Below are 16,435 nucleotides of genomic sequence, written 5' to 3'. Positions count from 1 at the left end.
ACGCACTCCATCACGCTGAACGCCCATATGCTCACGGAGAGTCGCACCCGGTGTCCAGAGCCGGAACCCGTACACGGAGTCCGCGTACGGGTTCCGCCGGCCCGGCGTCCGGTCACGCCATACGGGCCGTCACATACCGCTTGCCCGCCGCGTTCTCGACGTAGATCTCCTCGACCTCGTCCGCCGGGATCGCGGCCGAGCCGTCGAGATTGGCGCCCTTCTCGGCGCTGCCGACCGTCCAGCTGCCCGCGACCTCGCGTTCGCCGTCCTTGCCGACGACGACGATGCGGCACAGCTCACCTGCGGGGATCCCGGCGACGGCGGCGTTGACCCGGACCCAGTCGGCGGCCGGGGTCATCCGGACCGCCATCCGGGTCTTCGTCCCCGGGTCGGTCACCGACGCGACCCTCACGCCCTCCGGCGGCGGGGTCCGGACCGGGGCGGTGGTGACGGTGGGCGTCGGCGGCCTCGCCTCGTCGGCGTCGGACGCGCCGCGGCCCGCCAGGAATCCCGCGCCCAGGACCGCGACCGCCGCCACGGCGGCGACGGCGGCCAGCACCGCGCGGCGGCCGCTCTCGGCGCGGGCCCGTTCGGTGTGGACCTGGCGCAGGGTCCGCTGAAGCATCAGATCGCCGCCGTCGGGCGGCCCGTCGAGGAACGCCTCCGGCGGCACCTCGCCGAGGGTCGACTCCAGCTCCCGGAGCGCCTCCGCCTCCATCCGGCACTCCTCGCACTCGGCCAGATGGCCCTCGATCCCGCGGACCTCCTCCGCGTCGAGAGCGCCGAGCACATAGGCGCCGACCAGTGCGCTGTCGTGCTGCTGGATGCTCATGCCGCCGCCTCCTTCACCACGACCAGTCGGCTCTTGCTCGGTTTCCTCTGTTCACCGTTCCCGGTGTACTGCTCCCTCAACGCTTTCAGTGCGTAGTGTGATCGGGATTTGACCGTTCCGGCCGGTATTCCGAGAACTTTGGCCGCTTCGGTGACCGTACGGCCCTGGAAGTAGATCTCGACCAGGACCTCCCGGTGGTCCGGGGAGAGCCGGTCGAGGGCCTCCATCACCACCATGGAGTCGACCACGCCCTCCGCGTGGTCGCCCTCCACCGGTCCGTTCGTCGGGGACTCGGCGACCTCGGTGGGGCGGGCGGCCCTGGCGCGGCAGCGGTCGGTCACGATGTTGCGGGCCACGGTGAGCAGCCAGCCCCGGACCGATCCTTTGCCGTTGGTCAGGGAGTCGTGGTGGCGCCAGGCCCGGATCAGGGTCTCCTGGACCACGTCCTCCGCCGCCGCCCGGTCGCCCGTCAGCCGCTGGGCGTAGGCGAGAAGGGCTCTGCCGTGTTCCTCGTACAGAGCCCGGACCAGTATCTCGTCACTCGACTTCTGCCGAGTTCGCGACCACAGTGCCGCCATCCACTCACTCCGTCCTCCGCCGGTCCGATGTGCTGAACACGGGCGGGGGCGCCCGGCGGTTCAACCCCGCCGGGGCCGGGTGCCGAACGGCAGGTCAGGGCGTCGCGCGGCAGTGGCGGCCCTGGTTGACGCACTCCGCGATCCGGGCCCGGTCCCGGTCGGGCAGCGCGCCGACGAACATGGCGTGGTCGGTCATCGGGTCGCGCTTCTGCTCCGGGAAGGAGTCGACGGCGAACCCGGCGCCCTCGGGGAGGTCGTAGACGAGGGTGATCCGCAGCCGGGGTACGGGGAAGGTCGCGGGCGGGCAGATCCCGGCGCCGTCGGGGTGGACGATATGGCCGCGGTGGTTCGGGCTGTCGGGGTGCAGCCCGTTCCAGCAACTGGGGAAGTCGAGCGTACGGGTCACACCGCTCCCCGACGGGCAGCGGACATAGCGGGTGGCGGTGTGCCGGCCGGGGTCGGTGGAGCAGCCCCAACGGGCCCGGACGTGCTCGGTGGTGGTGGTCGCCGCCACCGGATCGCCGGTGATCATCCGCAGTCCGGCGGGCTGGGGGATCACTTTGCCGACCGGGTTGCCGAGATAGGCGATCCGTACCGCGGACGCCACCACGATCTCACCGGTGTTGCCGTGCCGACCGCCGCCGTGGGCGCGGGCGTCGGAGCCCTCGCGGTCGAGTCTGCGCAGGACGGGCCAGAAGTACGCGGAGCGGTCGCCGCCCGCGCAGGTCGTGGATCCGGCGGCGAGGCCGGCGTCCGTGGAGAGCGCGCTGGTCGTGGTGTTGCCGACGTAGTCGTGGGTGTGGTGGGCGCCGCCGACGTACCCCGGGGACGTCACCACGTTGTCCGTGTTGCGGTGGCCGCGTTCATTGCGTCCGCACTCCACGGTGAAGCTGCCGGTGCTCGCGTCGGGGCCGCGGATCGCATCGGGCGGGGCGGCGGGGGTGTCGGCGAGGGCGGCATAGGCGCTTTCGGGGGGCTCGTTCGGCGCCCCGGCCGGGCGGTTGGCGACGATCGCGGTGACGACCGCCATGACGAGAACGGTCAGCACGACCGCGTTGCGTGTCAACGTGCCGCGTAACGAACGGAGTTGTGTCCCCACGCGTACCAGGGTTCCAGCTTTTGAACCGCCGTTCAACAAGCGGCGGTTGAACCTTTTCCTTCCGGGGCGCGTGTGCGGGGGAAGGCGGGGGCGTCCCGCCGTCGCCGAATGTCCGAGGAGGGCCCGTTCGATGGCCGAGATCGATATGCCCGGGGCGGAGGTGGAGCGGATGGCGCAGCTCATCGGGCGGGTGATGGAGCTGGTCGACACCCGGAGCGCGGGGTTCGACGCGGTGGCCGTCGGTCCGCCGCTGGCCGCCGCCGGGCGGGACTTCGACGACGCGTGGAGCGACGGCCGCTTTCAGCTCAAGCGGGAGTGCAAAGGGCTGAAAGAGGGGTGCGAGGCGATCGTGAAGGGGTTCGCCGACGCGGACAGGGAGATGGCGGCGACCCTGAAGGGCGACGGCGGGGGCGCGGGGGGCAACCGATGACGGCGGAGAACCCCTCGGCGGTCGGGCCCGGGGGCGGGACGGCGGTACGGGAACCGGACGCGTTCGGGATCGGTGTCCCCGACGGCTGGATCCGGTACGACCTCGACGGCGACGGGCTCGCGCCGATCCGCGCCGAGATGCTGCGGCAGACGCCCGACCGGCCGGGGCGCGAGCTGGTCAACAGCACATTCCGCGACGCCCGCCGGATCCTCGCGGCGGCCCGGCGGCACGGCGCGGTCTACGCCGCGGGCATCACCCGGATGTTCGAGGACGGGATGCTGCTGGCCGGAGTGATGATCTTCCGGCTGACCCCGCCGCCCGGAGAGACCCTCACCGCGCAGGAACTGGCCCGGCAGTTCTCGGCGACCGGCCGCCGGGGCCGGAGCCGGGGCCGGGGCCGGAGCCCCGGCGACCGCCGGTTCACCACGGTCGACCTTCCCGGTATCGGGCCCGTCGGCCGGCTGACGGGTATCGAGGAGGCCGACGCCGCCCACGGGGTGTCGTACAAGATCGTGGTGATGCACACGATCGTGCCCGTACCCGGCTCCCGGCAGGTGCTGATCATCACCGGCTACAGCCCCAATCTGCCGGTGGCGGAGCAGCTCTACGACGTCTTCGACGCGATCACGGACACTTTCTCGTTCGAGTACGCGGAGGGGGCGGGCGAGCCGCCCGCCTGACCGGCCGCGTCGACGGGCGGCTTCCGGCGGCTCGTGGTCGGTCCGGCCCGGCGGCCGGGCCGACCACGGGGCATCCGACGGATATCGGCCGGGAAGGGTGTCGGCCGAGAGGGGCGTCGGCCGAGGGGCGTCAGCCGAGGGGGGCGTAGATTCGCCGCTCACGCGGCACGCCGACGTCCTCGTAGAGACGCTCCAGGGAATCCCGGGCATAGATCTCGTACTCCGGGACCACTCCACCGATGACGCCGAGCATCTTGGTCGTCCACTCCCGGCTCCTGCTCACCGCCTCCAGCGTCGTGCGGAAGAAGGGCGGCAGCTCGGTCAGCGCGCCGAAAGCGGTCGTGAAGTCGTAGACGCCGGCGCTCTCCTCGTCGCGGACCTTGTTGTACTCGGCGAGCGCCTCGTCCATCGGCCGTTCTCCGGCGAGGCCCTGGTGGAGACGGTCGGCGAGGAGCTGGCCGTGGAGGAAGGCGTCCGAGATGCCCCAGCCGGAGTAGGGGTCCTTGTGGTAGCCGGCGTCACCGACGAGGGCCCAGCCGGGTCCGTACGCGCGCCGGTAGTAGTTGTCCGGGTAGCGCATGGGCCTGAAGTCCTCCTCGCGCCGCCCCGTGTCGCGGAGCCGCTCGCCCATCTCCGGGTCTATGTCGTCGAAGACGGCCAGGAAAGCGGACTCCGCGTCCCGCCGGAACTCCTTGAGCTGCCGCCGGGTGCAGATGACGGACAGCATGCTCACACCGTCGTTGGTGGGCCAGGTGCCGAACCAGGACTCGTTGAAGCCGGTCTTGTGGCGCAGGCCCTGATCGAGACCGCTGAAGTACGAGTAGTAGACGAAGCCGGAGGCGGGGCGCACGTTGTACTGCTCGGCCCCGGCCTTCCTGGCGACGTTCGAGTGGAAGCCGTCCGCGCCGACGACCACGGTGGCACGGAACTCCCGCTCGGGCCCGTCGCCCTGGCGTCCCCGGATGCCGATGACACGGTCGCCGGAGAAGACCAGGTCATTCATGGTGAAGCCGTCGAGGACCTCGGCTCCGGCGCGGCGTGCGGCGTCGACGAGGATCTTGTCGAGGACGACGCGGCGCGGGCAGTACACGGCGTCGATACCGCCGACCGGCTCGGCGAAGCCGTCGAGGCGGACCCCCCGGTAGGAGAAGTGCATCTCGCGCAGCGCCGGGGTCCCGGCGTCGACTATCTCGCCGAGCAGCCCCCACTCCCGGAGTTTCATGAGCCCCGCCTGATGGATGTAGTGGGTGGAGACGGCGTCACTCGGGAATGAGGACCGGTCCACCACGAGGACCCGGTGCCCTCGTCGGGCCAGCAGCATCGCCACCGGCGAGCCCGCACAGCGGGCACCAACCACGATTACGTCGTACACGAGATCCCCCTGAAAGCGGAATGGGTTTCCTTGCGGTAAACCACGCCTGTACGCCGCCGCATTGAACCCAAAAATAAAGATGCGCGGCATGGACGAAGAGGCTAAGAGCACATAACGCAAAAGGTCAAGAGTTGATCAACTTCACAGAATGCGACCTCATGGGACGAGGAAATCTGAATGACTTATTCCGGAAGCCTCCGTCGACGTAGGGAGGCCGTGCCCGCGACGGGCTCCCGCCCTGATCAGCCCCTACAACGGCTTTACTTCGGCAGGTCACGGGATCGACGCGCCCGGGAGGCGGGAACCCTTTGACCTCCCGGTCGAATACCACCGGGGCTTTCTCCCGCGAAACGTGCCGCGATTCGCCCCCGCGGCACGCGCCCGAGGACCCGCGGTTCACCGTCGAGACATATCTCACGGCGCGGCGGATCAACCCGATACCCGCCCGGGTCAATTCCTGGCATGCTCACGGGAAATCTGTCGAGCAATTCCTTCATCGGCTCGACAGGGGGCGGTGGCAGGGGTCGGTGGCAGGGGTCGGCGGGCCGTACGCCCCGTCGCCGCGTCGCAGCGGGGCGTACTGCCTCGGCGCGCGGGGCTCAGCGCGACGGGAGGACGTCGGCGGCGGCCGGGGCGGGGACGGGGGCGGGGACGCGGACCGTGAGGAAGCGGCCGTCGCCCAGGTGGAGATGGGCCCGGCCCGGTTCCGGGTCGGCGCCCAGGAGGCCGTGCGGAACGCGCAGGCCGAGGATCTCGCCGTCGCCGAGGGCGCGGGGGGCGAGCAGGGCGCCGCACCGGTTGCGGCGGACGACGGTGTGCCAGCCGGCGAGACCGCCGTACAGGGCCTCGTTGTTCCCGGCGACCACGAGTCCCCAGCCGTCCCCGGCGCCGCCGCGGGCCAGGGCGGCGAGATCCCCGTCGATCTCCGAGTTGATCATCATCTCGGCGTCGTCGACGAGGACACCGCCCGCCGGGCTGTCGATCCGGCCGAGGGCCGCCCGGAAGTCGGCGACCGCGAGGTCGGCGTCGGTGAAGACGGCGGCCACTCCGGGCAGTCCGGCCAGTTCGCGCAGCGGGGACGCGAAGGGGGCCACGACCACGATCCCGGTGCCGTGGGCGAGGAGGGAGCGGGCCATCGTCAGCAGGACCGTACTGCGGCCGGACCGCGGCGGGCCGGCGATCAGGAAGGACGGCACCCGGGACAGATCCGTGCCGACGGCGGTGAGTTCGTCGCCGCCGACCCCGGCCATCGCCCAGAGCGGGGAGACCTCCCGGGGCCGCCGTCGCCAGGCGTCCTCGAAGGTCAGCTCGTCGGGGAGGGCGTCCAGCCGGAAGGGCCGCAGGGCGTCGGGGACGGCGGCGTCCCGGTCCCGTACCGTGTCGGCGATCCGGTTCAGGGCGCCGGTCTGCGCCGCTCCGGCCGGATCGGGGTCGACGAGGGCGATCTGGGCGGCGCGGCCGGTCCGCACCTCGACGGCGCGGCCGGGCGGCATGGCGTCGGGAACGGTCCGCGGGCTCACCCCGGCCATGGAGTAGTCGTTGCGTTCGTTGAGCCGCAGGACCAGTTTGTCCTCGACGGCGGCGGCGAACCGGCTCTGGGTCAGGACCCGGTCGCCGGTGGCCACCACATGGATGCCCGCCCCCGCGCCCTCGCGCAGGAGCTGGACCAGCAGCTCCAGTACGGCGCCCTGGTCGTATCCGGCGTAGTCGCGTTCGAAGACCTCGACCCGGTCGACCAGCAGGACGAGATGGGGCGGGCGCTCCGCCTCGGGGCGGGTACGGCGGAGTTCGGCGAGGTCGGCGACCCCGGCCCGGCCCAGCAGGGTCCGGCGGCGGGCGGCCTCCTCGGTGAGCCGGGCCAGCAGCCGGGCGGCCCGCTCGGTCTGGGCACGGTCCACGACGGCGCCGCAGTGCGGAAGCCGGGTGAGGGCGGCGAGGGCGCCGTTGCCGCAGTCGAGTCCGTACAGATGGACGTCGGCGCTGCTGTGGGCGCGGGCGAGGGCGGCGGCGACGGTCCGCAGGGTCTGGGACCGGCCGCCGCGCGGGGAGCCGATGATCTGGAGATGGCCCATGGTGTCGAGATCGAGGAGGAGCGGGTCGCGGGTCTGCTCGTCGGGGACGTCGATCAGGCCGTACGGGACGGCGGGCAGGGCACCCGGCACGGCCGGCGCGACGGTGCCCGCGGTCGGGCTTTCGGCGGCCGTGCCGTCGGGCGGTGCGAGGTCGTCGAGGGTCAGCCGCTCGGGCAGCGGCGGCAGCCACGGCCGGCGCGGGGCGGGCAGGCCGAGGCCGTCGGCCGCCGCCCGGATCGCGTCGACCAGGACGGCGAGATCGGTGACGGGCTGTACGGCCGCGTCGGGGGCGGTCGGGACGGCCGGCGGCGGGTCGCCGAGGAGTTCCCAGTCGATCTCGGTGACCCGGGGCTCGGGCGGGCGTTCCGCCGCGGCCGCCGCACGGATCCGCCGGCCGCCGATCCGGCCGGTCTGGAACGGCAGCAGCGCCGCGTGCCCGAGGCGGGCGAAGGCCCGGCCCGGGGTGCGGGGCGACAGCCGGGCCGCGTCGGGGGCGTCGATGATGTCGCGGCTCTCGCCGGCGTCGGTGGTGCGCAGGGCGATCCGCAGATTGGTGTTGGCGCGGATATCGGCCGTGACCGCGCCGGACGGCCGCTGGGTGGCGAGGACGAGATGGATACCGAGTGACCGGCCGCGCTGGGCGATATTGACCAGACCGGCGACGAAGTCGGGCAGTTCGCGGACCATCGAGGCGAACTCGTCGATGACGAGGACCAGTCGGGGCATCGGACCGAGCCGGGGTGCGCGGGACCGCCGGTCGAGATAGTCGTCGAGGTCCTTGGCGCCCGCGTCGGCGAGGATCCGCTCGCGGCGCTTCAGCTCGGCGCCGAGGGAGACCAGAGCGCGCTCCACGAGATGGGTGTCGAGGTCGGTGACGAGCCCGACGGTGTGCGGCAGGTTCTCGCACTCGGCGAAGGCACTGCCGCCCTTGTAGTCGACGAGGACGAAGGTGAGTTCGTCGGGGCGGTTGGCGGCGGCGAGGGACGCCACCAGGCTCTGGAGCAGCTCCGACTTGCCGGATCCGGTGGTGCCGGCGATCAGGGCGTGCGGCCCGTCGGCGGCCAGGTCGACCGCGAACGGGCCGTCGACCCCCTCGCCGACGACGGCCCGGGTCGACCGGCCACCGGCGGCCCAGCCCGCGGTGACCGACGCGGCGGTCGGCGGTTCGAGGCCGAGGACGTCCAGCAGCCGGGCGGCCGTCGGCAGCAGGCTCTCCTCGGCGTCGTCGCCGACATCGCGTACGGGGGCGAGCGCGCGGGCGACACCGGTGATCCAGCCCCGGCCGGGCGCGTCCGCCAGGACGTCGTCCACGGGGTCGGCGCCGGCCTCCTCGACCCGCAGCCGTCCGCCGTCGGCGACGGCCACGGCCCGGCACTCCTCGGGCAGCAGCCGGGACTCGTCGTCCACGCAGAGGGCGTGGACACCGACGGCCGGGCCCTCCCGCAGCAGCGGGATCATCCCGGGCAGGGACCGCAGCCTGCGGGCGCCGTCGAGGACGACGAGGATGTCCGGCTCCCCGGCGGCGCCGCCGCGCGGGGCCCGGTCGCCCGCCGCCTGCCGGGCCGCGACGACGGCGGTCAGTTCGGCGATCCGGCGGCCCACGGACTCGGCGGTGGTCCCGGCGGGACCGAGGGGGTCGCCACTGGCCGGCGCGGTGTGCGGCAGCCAGTGGAGCCAGGACCAGCGGTCGGCGTCACCGGTGCGGTCACGGCTGCCGGACAGTACGCAGATCCGCAGGTCGGATGGGCTGTGCAGGGCGGCGGCCTGGCCGATGAGCCACCGTACGAGCGGTTCGGCCGCGGCTCCCCCGGCGACGCCGAAGACACCCGCGGTACGCAGCGACACGGCGACGGGGACGGCATGGGTGGTACGGGTCAGCCTGCGGCGGTGCTCGGGCTCGTCCGGGTCCTCCAGTTCCAGCCGGGCGGGCCGGTCGGCGACGCCGAGCCGGAGCAGCAGGAAGTCGTCGTCGCGCCAGCGGCGCTCCCACAGCCGCTGCCGGGGGCCGGTGGTGATGAGGGTGATCAGTGCCGGGTCGGGGCAGGCGGCGCGGCGGGCCCGCTGCTCGGCGAGGACGACCTCGTCGACATCGGCCTCCACCGCCGCCTTGCGCCGCTCGTACTCCTGGAGCAGTTCCTCGTAGTTCTCCCGGCCCCGGCGCTTGTTGTTGAGCTGTCCGGCGATCGCGATGACCGGGGACAGCAGCCCGAAGACGAGGAACCGGATATTGCCGAAGACCACCACGGCGACCAGGGCCATCAGCAGCGGGGCGAAGATCATCACGAACTGGAGGGGGTTGCGGGGCGGTTTGGCCGGGCGGGACGGCAGCCGGAACCGGTCCTTCACCGGGGGCGGGAGGAGCCGGGGCGGGCGGTTGTAGTCGAGCCCGGTGCCGTCGTCGGACGGCTGGAGGGCCGCGTCGGGGCGGGAGGGCTCGGCCCGTTCGATCAGGACGGGGCCGATGGTGAGGACGCCGCCCACGGGGAACGGGGTGCGGTCGGGGACGGGGGCGCCGTCGAGCCGTACGGTGTGCCGCTCGGCGGCGGGCACGGTGTCAGTACCGGTACCGGTACCGGTACCCGCGGTGGTCCCGGTCGCGGTGCCCGTAGTCCCGGTCCCGGTTACGGGTACGGGCGCCGGTGCGGATTCCGTCGCGGCGCGTACCGTGACACCGCCGTCCGCGCCCACGTCGAGAAGCGCGGCGGTCGCGGGGAGGCCGTCGCCGGTGAGCCGTACCGCGCAGGAGGCGGCGGACCCGATGGCGTACTCCCCCGGCGGCAGCCGGAACACCGCCCCGGCGCCCGCCCCGCCGACGGCCCGCAGCTCGGCGGTGCCGTCGGGCTCGCGGCCCGAGGGCGGCAGCGGCGCGCCGACGCCGACGATCCGCCCGGCCCGCAGGCCGAGTTCGCCGACGGGCCGGTCGGCGGGGAGGAGCCCGGCGTCCAGATAGAGCGGCGGCGGCTCGGCGGGCCGGACGCCGTTCAGCTCGTGGCACAGCCGGACCGCGAGGTCACCGGCGGGGACGCCGGGATCCGTGTCGATCAGGAAGTCCGCGCTCCGGCCCTCTCGGGGGTCGACCGCGGTGACGGTGAGCCGCATGGCGCTCCTCGTGCTCGGTGGGTGCTCGTACGGGTGGGAGGGGACCGGCCGGGTGCGGCGCGGCCGGTCCCCGGGCGTGGGTTCAGGCGGGTGGGTCCAGGGCGTGGGTCCAGGGACGGGTCCTGGTCAGCCGCGCAGGCTGGCGCCGAGGTCGCGGTCGAGCTGGGTGAAGCCGTCGCCGACGCTCTTGACGAAGGTGGAGATGCCCTTGAGCCCCTCGACGACGGGCTCGTAGCCGCGGAAGAACTCCTCGACGAAGGGGATGAAGTCGGCCTTGGCTGCGGGGGTGTTGTAGCCGTCGGCGGTGAGGTTGGTCAGTTCGGTACGGATCGCCTGGAGCTGCGCGATCGCCGTGTCGTACTGGTTCATCGTGGTGGCGGCGGTCTGGGCGATCCGCTCGTCGTTCAGGATGTAGTCGGCCATGGGGTCCTCCGCATGGGGTCGGGATGGGGTGCCCGGCGGAAGCGGCGCGGGCACCGGGAACACGTACCGGCGGGCCGGGTGGTTCAGCCGCGGGCGCCGTCAGGGCGTTCCGCCGGCGACCGGGTCGGGCACCGGTACGGGCACCGGGTTGAGGTATCCGGTGTCCTGGTTGTTGTCGAGGTTGTGGATGGTCTTCGACGGGATGCCGGCCAGACCGGTCTCCAGACCGCCGGTCTTGAAGCCGTACTGGTTCTCCAGCTTCAGATTGGACAGGGCGTTGACCGCGCCGTTGAGGGTCTTCACGCCCGCGTTCTCCAGGGCCGTCGCCGGATCGGCGCCCTGGTCGATCTGGTACTTGGCGGTGACGAGGTTGCCGATGGTGCCCTTGATGAGGTTGGTCGCCGCCTCGTAGCCGTAGGCGCGGTAGTCGCTGGTGGCGGTGGGGCCGTTGACATGGCCGTCGTAGAGGTCGGACGGCGAGTGCTGTTCGTGGAAGGACCCGCCCGGGTCGAGTTCGGTGACCTGGCCCGCCGGGTCCTTCACCTGGACGGCGCCGCTGTCGCCCGCCTCGACCGTGAACATCCCCGGATTGGCCCCGCCGGTCGTGGTGACGACGCCGCCGACACCGCCGTTGGTGAGGACGAGGGTGGTGTTCTGACCGCCCGCGATGTTCTGGAACTCGGCCGAACCGCCGGGCTGCTGGACGACGGTGATCCCGCTCGCCGGGTCCTGGGTGGTCGCGGTGCCGTCGGCGGGGTTGAAGGTGAGGGTCGCCCCACCGGCCTGGCCGGGCGGCGGGGTGAAGGTGGGCGGGGATCCGGCGGTGACCACGGCGCCGTTGCCGAGTGTGATCGTCTTGGGCGGGAGGACCCCGTTCTGTCCGGCCGGCGGCTGGACGACACCGGGGCCGGAGATATCGCCGTTCGCGCCGATGGTCACCGCGTCGTTGCCGCCCGTGGGCACGGGCACGGAGACCTCGAACGCGCCGCCGCCCGCGGCCTTCACGTCGAAGGCGCCGCCGTGGACCGTCGCCGGGCCGCCGCCCTTCACGGGGATCTCCACGGTCGGCCCGTTGCCGTTGGTCCCGCCGACGGTGAAGACGGGCGCGGCCTTGGGGGCCGGGTCGAACGGCGATTGCGGGCCGTCGAGGACCCCGGACTTCTGGCCGGGGACGCTCACGTTGTCGGCGAAGCCGTCCGTGGTCTTGGTGATGGTGGTGGCGCCGGTGTCGACCGTCGTCTTGCCGCCGAAGAAGCCCTCGTGCTGGACCGTGCCCGCGCCGCCGAAGGCCGGGACGGAGATCCCGCCGAGGCCGTCGCCGGTGACGGTACTGACTTTGGTCTGGCCCGGCTGGTCCCCCACCGGGTTGCCCGCGGTGTCGACGGTCTGGCCGTTCACCTGGTTGCCGGACGGTTTGAGTTCGGTCGGTCCGCCGGGGGCGAAGGAGCCGGTGGCCGGGCCGTGGGTGACGGTGACGACCCCGTTGAGGCCGTTCACGGGCGCGGTGTGATGGACGACCGTACTACCGGGGTCGAAGACCGGATCGGACCCGGGTGTGGTGATGGTGGGGCCGTTCCGGCCGTTGCTGAGCGTGTTGTTGCCGCCTTCGAGGGCGGGGTGGCCGAAGGGGCCGGTGTTCGGCGGGGTGACGACCGTGCCACCGGTATTCGCGGCACCGATGGTGGCGCCGCTCGGCGCGTTCTGCACGGTGAGCTGACCGCCCGGGGCGACGGTGTGGGCGATACCGCTGGTGCCGTGGGTCGTGGTGATCGTGGGGCCGTTGTCGCCGCCGACGAAGGTGGTGGAGAAGCCGCCTTGCGAGACGGTGGTGGTGTCGCCGTGGCTGCCGATGGAGTCGCCGTCCGCGTTGGTGATCTGTACGGCGCCGGGGACGGGGCCGCCGCCCCCGCCCTCCGGGGTGGGCGGCGCGGTACCGACCGGCTTGACGTCGGCCGTGTTGCCGCCGGGACCCTGGACCTTCAGCGACCCGTCCGGGGCGACGGTCACCGTGGTGGGGGCCGCGCCGCCCGGGTTCGTGGTGACGCCGACACCGCCACCTGCCGGGGTGGTCAGGGTGGCGCCGGGGGTGGTGACGCCGTTGCCGTTGAACGTGGAGGTGGAGGTGCCGCCGTTGCCGTTCGGCGTGGTCACCGTGGCGGCGGGGGCGCCGGTGGCGTCCGGTCCCGTGGTGATCGTCGTATCGCCGCTGTGGAGGGTGCCGGTGTTGTCGACGGTGAAGCCGCCACCGCTGTCGGACGCGGTGGTCCCGGCGGGGGTGTGGACGATGTCCGTCTGGCCGCCGCCGGGCGCCCGGCCGGTGATCCCGGGGCCGTCGGGGGTGATGTCGACGTCGGCGGACGCGACCGGGGTACCGCCCACGGAGGTCTGGGCGCCGTCGCCGGTGAGGGTCGTGGTGGTGCCGTCGGAGGTGGTGACGGTGGTCGGGCCGGTATCTCCGCCGGGGACGACGGTGACCGTGGGGCCGGTGCCGTCGGCGACCGTGGACGAGCCGGTGGCCGGGGACGAGATGACCGTGGTGGGGCCCTGGGTGACGGTGGTGGCCCCGGCGGGCGAGGTGGTGACGGTCCCCGCCGCCGCACCGGGTGAGGGCAGGGCGCTGGTGAGGCCGTTCGGCCCGTGGGTGGAGGTGAAGGGGCCCGAGACAACGGTGGACGTACCGGCTGACGTACCGGGTGTACCGACTGACGTACCGGGTGTACCGGCTGACGTACCGGATGCGCCGGATGCGCCGCCGCCGAGGGTCAGTACGGTGCCCTGGCCCGCGTCCACCGTGATCACGGTGGAGCCCGTGCCGTCGAGTCCGACGCTCGCGTCGCCGACGGTCGCCGGCTGGGTGGCCGTGGGCTGGGAGCCGAACGGGACGTCCGTGGTCTGCCCGTCGACGGTGGCCTTGACGGTGAGCGCGCCGTCCGCCCCGACGGTCACCGCCAGATCGCCGGAGGTGATGACGGTCGAGCCGTCAGGGCCCGGCGGGGCGACCGTCGTCGGGGCGGCGGTACCGGTCGTGGTGACCGTGCCGTCGGGGGTCTGTTGTACGCCGCCGTGGTCGAAGGAGCCGTCGGGCTTCACGGTCAACGGCGCGCCGCCGCCGGTGCCGGAGGGGGTGAAGGTATGGCCGTCGGGCCCGAACGCGACCGTGCCAGCCGGTCCGGCCAGGCCGCCCGTACCGGGCGCGGTGCTGTTGATGCCGCCGACGGTGAAGCCGCCCGCGGCGTCGACGGTGACCTTCGGTCCGGTGGCGCCCGGGGTGATGTCGAGCGTACCCGCCGGGCCGTTGAAGTCGACGGTGGTCGCGTTGCCCGTACCCGTACCCGTACCCGTACCGGTGCCCGTACCCGGGTCCGTACCCGTCCCCGTCCCGGTACTCGTGCCGGTGTTCACCGAGAAGCCGTTGTTGCCGAGGGTCGTCGTCGGACCGCCGGGGGTGCTGATCGTGGCGGTGCCGTCGGCGCCGATGGTCGTGGTGGTGGGACCGTCCTTCACGGTGACGGGCGCGAGGCCGCCGGGTGGGGGCAGTTCGACGCTCTGGCCGTTGTCGAAACCGCCGACGGTGGTCTTCCCGGCCCCGTCGATCGTCACCGGAAGGGTGTCCACATTCACGGTGCCGGGGGTGTTGGTGTTCGTGGTGATGGTGTGGTCGCCGCCGGTGGCGACCGTGACGGCACCGGTCCCGGGGGCGACGGTGACGACGGGCTGGGCGCCGTCGCCCGGGTTCGGCCGGTCGAAGACGTCGACGACGTTGTTCTGGTTGGTGATGGTCGTGGTGTCCGTGGTGACGGTGGTGAACGCGCCGTCGTTGCCCACATCAAGCAGTCCGTCGGGGGTGCCGATACCGCCGTCGCCGAGGACGAACTTCGGCGGCGCGCCCGTACCGTCCGGGGGCGGGGGACCCGAGATCGTCGTACCGCCGGGCCCCTGGGAGATCTCGCCGAACGACCCGGACGTGGTGAAGCCGCCGGGTGTGACGGTCGTGGTCAGCGGACCACCGCCGCCCTTCGGTACCGGGGTCTCGACCGTGGTCGTGGTGCCGTCCGAGATCACCTTCTCGCCGCCCGGCGATGCGATGGTGTTGACGTTCCCGATGGTCTCGGATGTGAAGCCGTCCGGGGTGGTGGTCTTCGTACTCAGCAGCGGAGGCTGCCCCGCGCCCGTCCCCGGCGGTTTCTGGGCGCCGGGGTCGATGACCGTCTCCGTCTTCAGACCCTCCGGAGTGGTGATCTTCGTCTTGACGGCGCCGGTCTCCGAGTCGGCGCTCGTCTTCCCCTTGATGCCGTGGAACCCGGTCTTCTGCGGAAATCCCTTCCCGTCCACGAAGAGGAGGTTCCCGAAGGAGAACTGCCCGTCGGCGCCGTATCCGATGCTCTGCTTCGAGAACGCCTTGTCGAGGTTGCCCTTGAACTTCCCCTTCTCCGTAAAGGCGTTCTTGAGGTTGCCCGCGAAAGCGGTACCGCCGACTATCCCGATCCCGGCGCCGACGGCGGCGCCGATCGCCGCGCCGATGGCCGCCGCCTTGGCGTCGAAGGGCTTCTTCTCGACCGCCGCCGTGATAGCGGAAGCGGTGATCCCCAGGGCGAACTCGGTACCGGCGTCCACGGTGAGCTTCCCCGCCAGCGCCACCGCCGGCTTGGTGCCGAGCCCGGCGATTCCCTTGCCGAGCGGCCCGATGAACTTCCGGAACGCGGTCGAGCCGGTGAGCGTCTTGGTGACGAACGCCGAGACCGTCCCCGCCCCCTTGCCGAACTTGGCCAGCAGCGGCGCCAGTTTCGACAGCTTGGCGAACGAGGCGCCCACCTTCCCGAGCGTGCCCAGCAGCACCCCGCCGGGTACCAGCGTCAGAATGTTGATCAGCAGCTCGCCGACGTCGATCTTCCCCTGGGACACCATCCGGATCACCGAGAACGTCAGCAGCGCCGCCCCCAGCAACACCCCCACCAGCGGGAAGAAGACCGCGACGATCCCGACGACGATCCCCGCGATGATCTCGACGATCGGGTTGTCGGCGAGGAAGTCGCCGATCTTCTTGCCGGGCGAGCGCTCCTCGATCGCCTGGTCGGCGGCGTCCCGCAGGGTCACCGACGCCCGGTTCGACGCGCCTTCCCGCAACTCCCGCGCCTGCCGCCCCAAGCCGATCGCCCGGTCCAGCTCGGCCCTGGCCTCGTCGACCCGGCCGCGTTCCGCGTCACCGGCCGCGAGCTGCTCGGGCGTGGCGTCCGGGGCCGGGGCGGGGACCTCGGTCCCCGCCAGCGCCTGGTTCGCCTGCCCCAGGTCGACGGCCTGGTCGAGAATCCCCTGGGCGGTCTCCAACTCCCCGGCGTACGCGTCGTAGGCGTCGGCGGCCCGCCGGAAGGAGTCACGGGTACGTTCCAGCAGCCCCGGCACCTCCTTGATCCGCTCGCGCAGGGCGTCCATCGCCTGGCCCTTGCCGGTCCTGATCCGTCCGTCGCCCCGGAGGAGATCGACCCCCTCACCTGCCTGGTCGCCCAGTTCCCGGTACTTCCCCGACAGGACACGGATGTCCTCCGGGCTGCCCGGCGTGGGGTCCTCACCGAATCCGAGCACCTCGAACCCCGTGGTGTGTCGTCGCGGCATCCGCCCGCCTCCTGGCTCCCGATCGTCGTCGCGCCCACCACGTACCGGCCCCGCCCACCGGTTCAGCACCGTCGTGAACGGCCGGTCCCCAGGGCGCGGTTGAACCGATGGACGGACACCGCGCGTGTGGTCCTCGACGCACGGCCCGCCCGGCGGAGGAGGAGACCGGAAAGATGCGAGACGACCCCAGAGCGACGACCGGAGCGACGACCGGCGCGCACCCGGCGGCGGTGACGGCGA

Annotated in this window: 9 protein-coding genes; 2 read left to right on the top strand and 7 right to left on the bottom strand. The window is 72.8% G+C overall.

Translation table 11 applies throughout. From position 1 onward, the window contains the following. Positions 1-112: 112 nt before the first annotated feature. The 3 genes from ACFXG1_RS04325 to ACFXG1_RS04315 form a co-directional block, all read right to left on the bottom strand. Positions 113-832 (bottom strand): zf-HC2 domain-containing protein, encoded by a 720-nt coding sequence (locus tag ACFXG1_RS04325; RefSeq protein WP_384710197.1) that lies wholly within the window; start codon positions 830-832, stop codon positions 113-115. Beyond that, the gene (locus tag ACFXG1_RS04320; RefSeq protein ID WP_384710194.1) at positions 829-1,410 is read right to left on the bottom strand and encodes a sigma-70 family RNA polymerase sigma factor; all 582 of its coding nucleotides are present in this window, start codon (positions 1,408-1,410) and stop codon (positions 829-831) included. The genes ACFXG1_RS04325 and ACFXG1_RS04320 overlap by 4 nt, the downstream gene beginning before the upstream one ends. Positions 1,411-1,504: 94 nt before the next feature. After that, the gene (locus tag ACFXG1_RS04315; protein WP_384710191.1) at positions 1,505-2,476 is read right to left on the bottom strand and encodes a DUF1996 domain-containing protein; all 972 of its coding nucleotides are present in this window, start codon (positions 2,474-2,476) and stop codon (positions 1,505-1,507) included. Positions 2,477-2,639: 163 nt separating this feature from the next. On the opposite strand from ACFXG1_RS04315, the gene ACFXG1_RS04310 reads away from it, so the two are divergent. Next, complete coding sequence (locus ACFXG1_RS04310; protein ID WP_384740883.1) at positions 2,640-2,939, top strand: hypothetical protein; 300 nt, start codon at positions 2,640-2,642, stop codon at positions 2,937-2,939. Continuing rightward, a complete protein-coding gene (locus tag ACFXG1_RS04305) occupies positions 2,936-3,619 on the top strand; it encodes a hypothetical protein (protein ID WP_384740880.1) in 684 nt (227 codons plus the stop codon). The genes ACFXG1_RS04310 and ACFXG1_RS04305 overlap by 4 nt, the downstream gene beginning before the upstream one ends. Positions 3,620-3,749: 130 nt before the next feature. Here the strand turns inward: ACFXG1_RS04305 and ACFXG1_RS04300 are convergent, their stop codons facing one another. The 4 genes from ACFXG1_RS04300 to ACFXG1_RS04285 all read right to left on the bottom strand — a co-directional run bounded on the left by ACFXG1_RS04300 (position 3,750) and on the right by ACFXG1_RS04285 (position 16,195). Further along, the gene (locus ACFXG1_RS04300; RefSeq protein WP_384719476.1) at positions 3,750-4,991 is read right to left on the bottom strand and encodes an NAD(P)/FAD-dependent oxidoreductase; all 1,242 of its coding nucleotides are present in this window, start codon (positions 4,989-4,991) and stop codon (positions 3,750-3,752) included. Positions 4,992-5,590: 599 nt separating this feature from the next. Then, positions 5,591-10,162, bottom strand: a complete 4,572-nt coding sequence (locus ACFXG1_RS04295; protein ID WP_384740876.1) for an FtsK/SpoIIIE domain-containing protein — start codon at positions 10,160-10,162, stop codon at positions 5,591-5,593. 126 nt (positions 10,163-10,288) lie between these two features. Beyond that, positions 10,289-10,585 (bottom strand): hypothetical protein, encoded by a 297-nt coding sequence (locus tag ACFXG1_RS04290; RefSeq protein WP_384713904.1) that lies wholly within the window; start codon positions 10,583-10,585, stop codon positions 10,289-10,291. 99 nt (positions 10,586-10,684) lie between these two features. Next, positions 10,685-16,195: a beta strand repeat-containing protein gene (locus ACFXG1_RS04285; RefSeq protein WP_384740873.1), complete on the bottom strand. Its 5,511-nt coding sequence runs from the start codon at positions 16,193-16,195 to the stop codon at positions 10,685-10,687. Between the last annotated feature and the right edge of the window lie 240 nt (positions 16,196-16,435).

The organism is Streptomyces sp. NPDC059248 (assembly GCF_042753905.1).
In the GTDB taxonomy this organism is placed as follows: Bacteria; Actinomycetota; Actinomycetes; order Streptomycetales; family Streptomycetaceae; genus Streptomyces.
This window is presented reverse-complemented; position numbering and strand designations above follow the sequence as displayed.

Coding starts and splice junctions, on each gene's coding strand:
- ACFXG1_RS04310 (WP_384740883.1), top strand. CDS start 2,640: ATGGCCGAGATCGATATGCCCGGGGCGGAGGTGGAGCGGATGGCGCAG.
- ACFXG1_RS04290 (WP_384713904.1), bottom strand. CDS start 10,585: ATGGCCGACTACATCCTGAACGACGAGCGGATCGCCCAGACCGCCGCC.
- ACFXG1_RS04305 (WP_384740880.1), top strand. CDS start 2,936: ATGACGGCGGAGAACCCCTCGGCGGTCGGGCCCGGGGGCGGGACGGCG.
- ACFXG1_RS04285 (WP_384740873.1), bottom strand. CDS start 16,195: ATGCCGCGACGACACACCACGGGGTTCGAGGTGCTCGGATTCGGTGAG.
- ACFXG1_RS04325 (WP_384710197.1), bottom strand. CDS start 832: ATGAGCATCCAGCAGCACGACAGCGCACTGGTCGGCGCCTATGTGCTC.
- ACFXG1_RS04320 (WP_384710194.1), bottom strand. CDS start 1,410: ATGGCGGCACTGTGGTCGCGAACTCGGCAGAAGTCGAGTGACGAGATA.
- ACFXG1_RS04295 (WP_384740876.1), bottom strand. CDS start 10,162: ATGCGGCTCACCGTCACCGCGGTCGACCCCCGAGAGGGCCGGAGCGCG.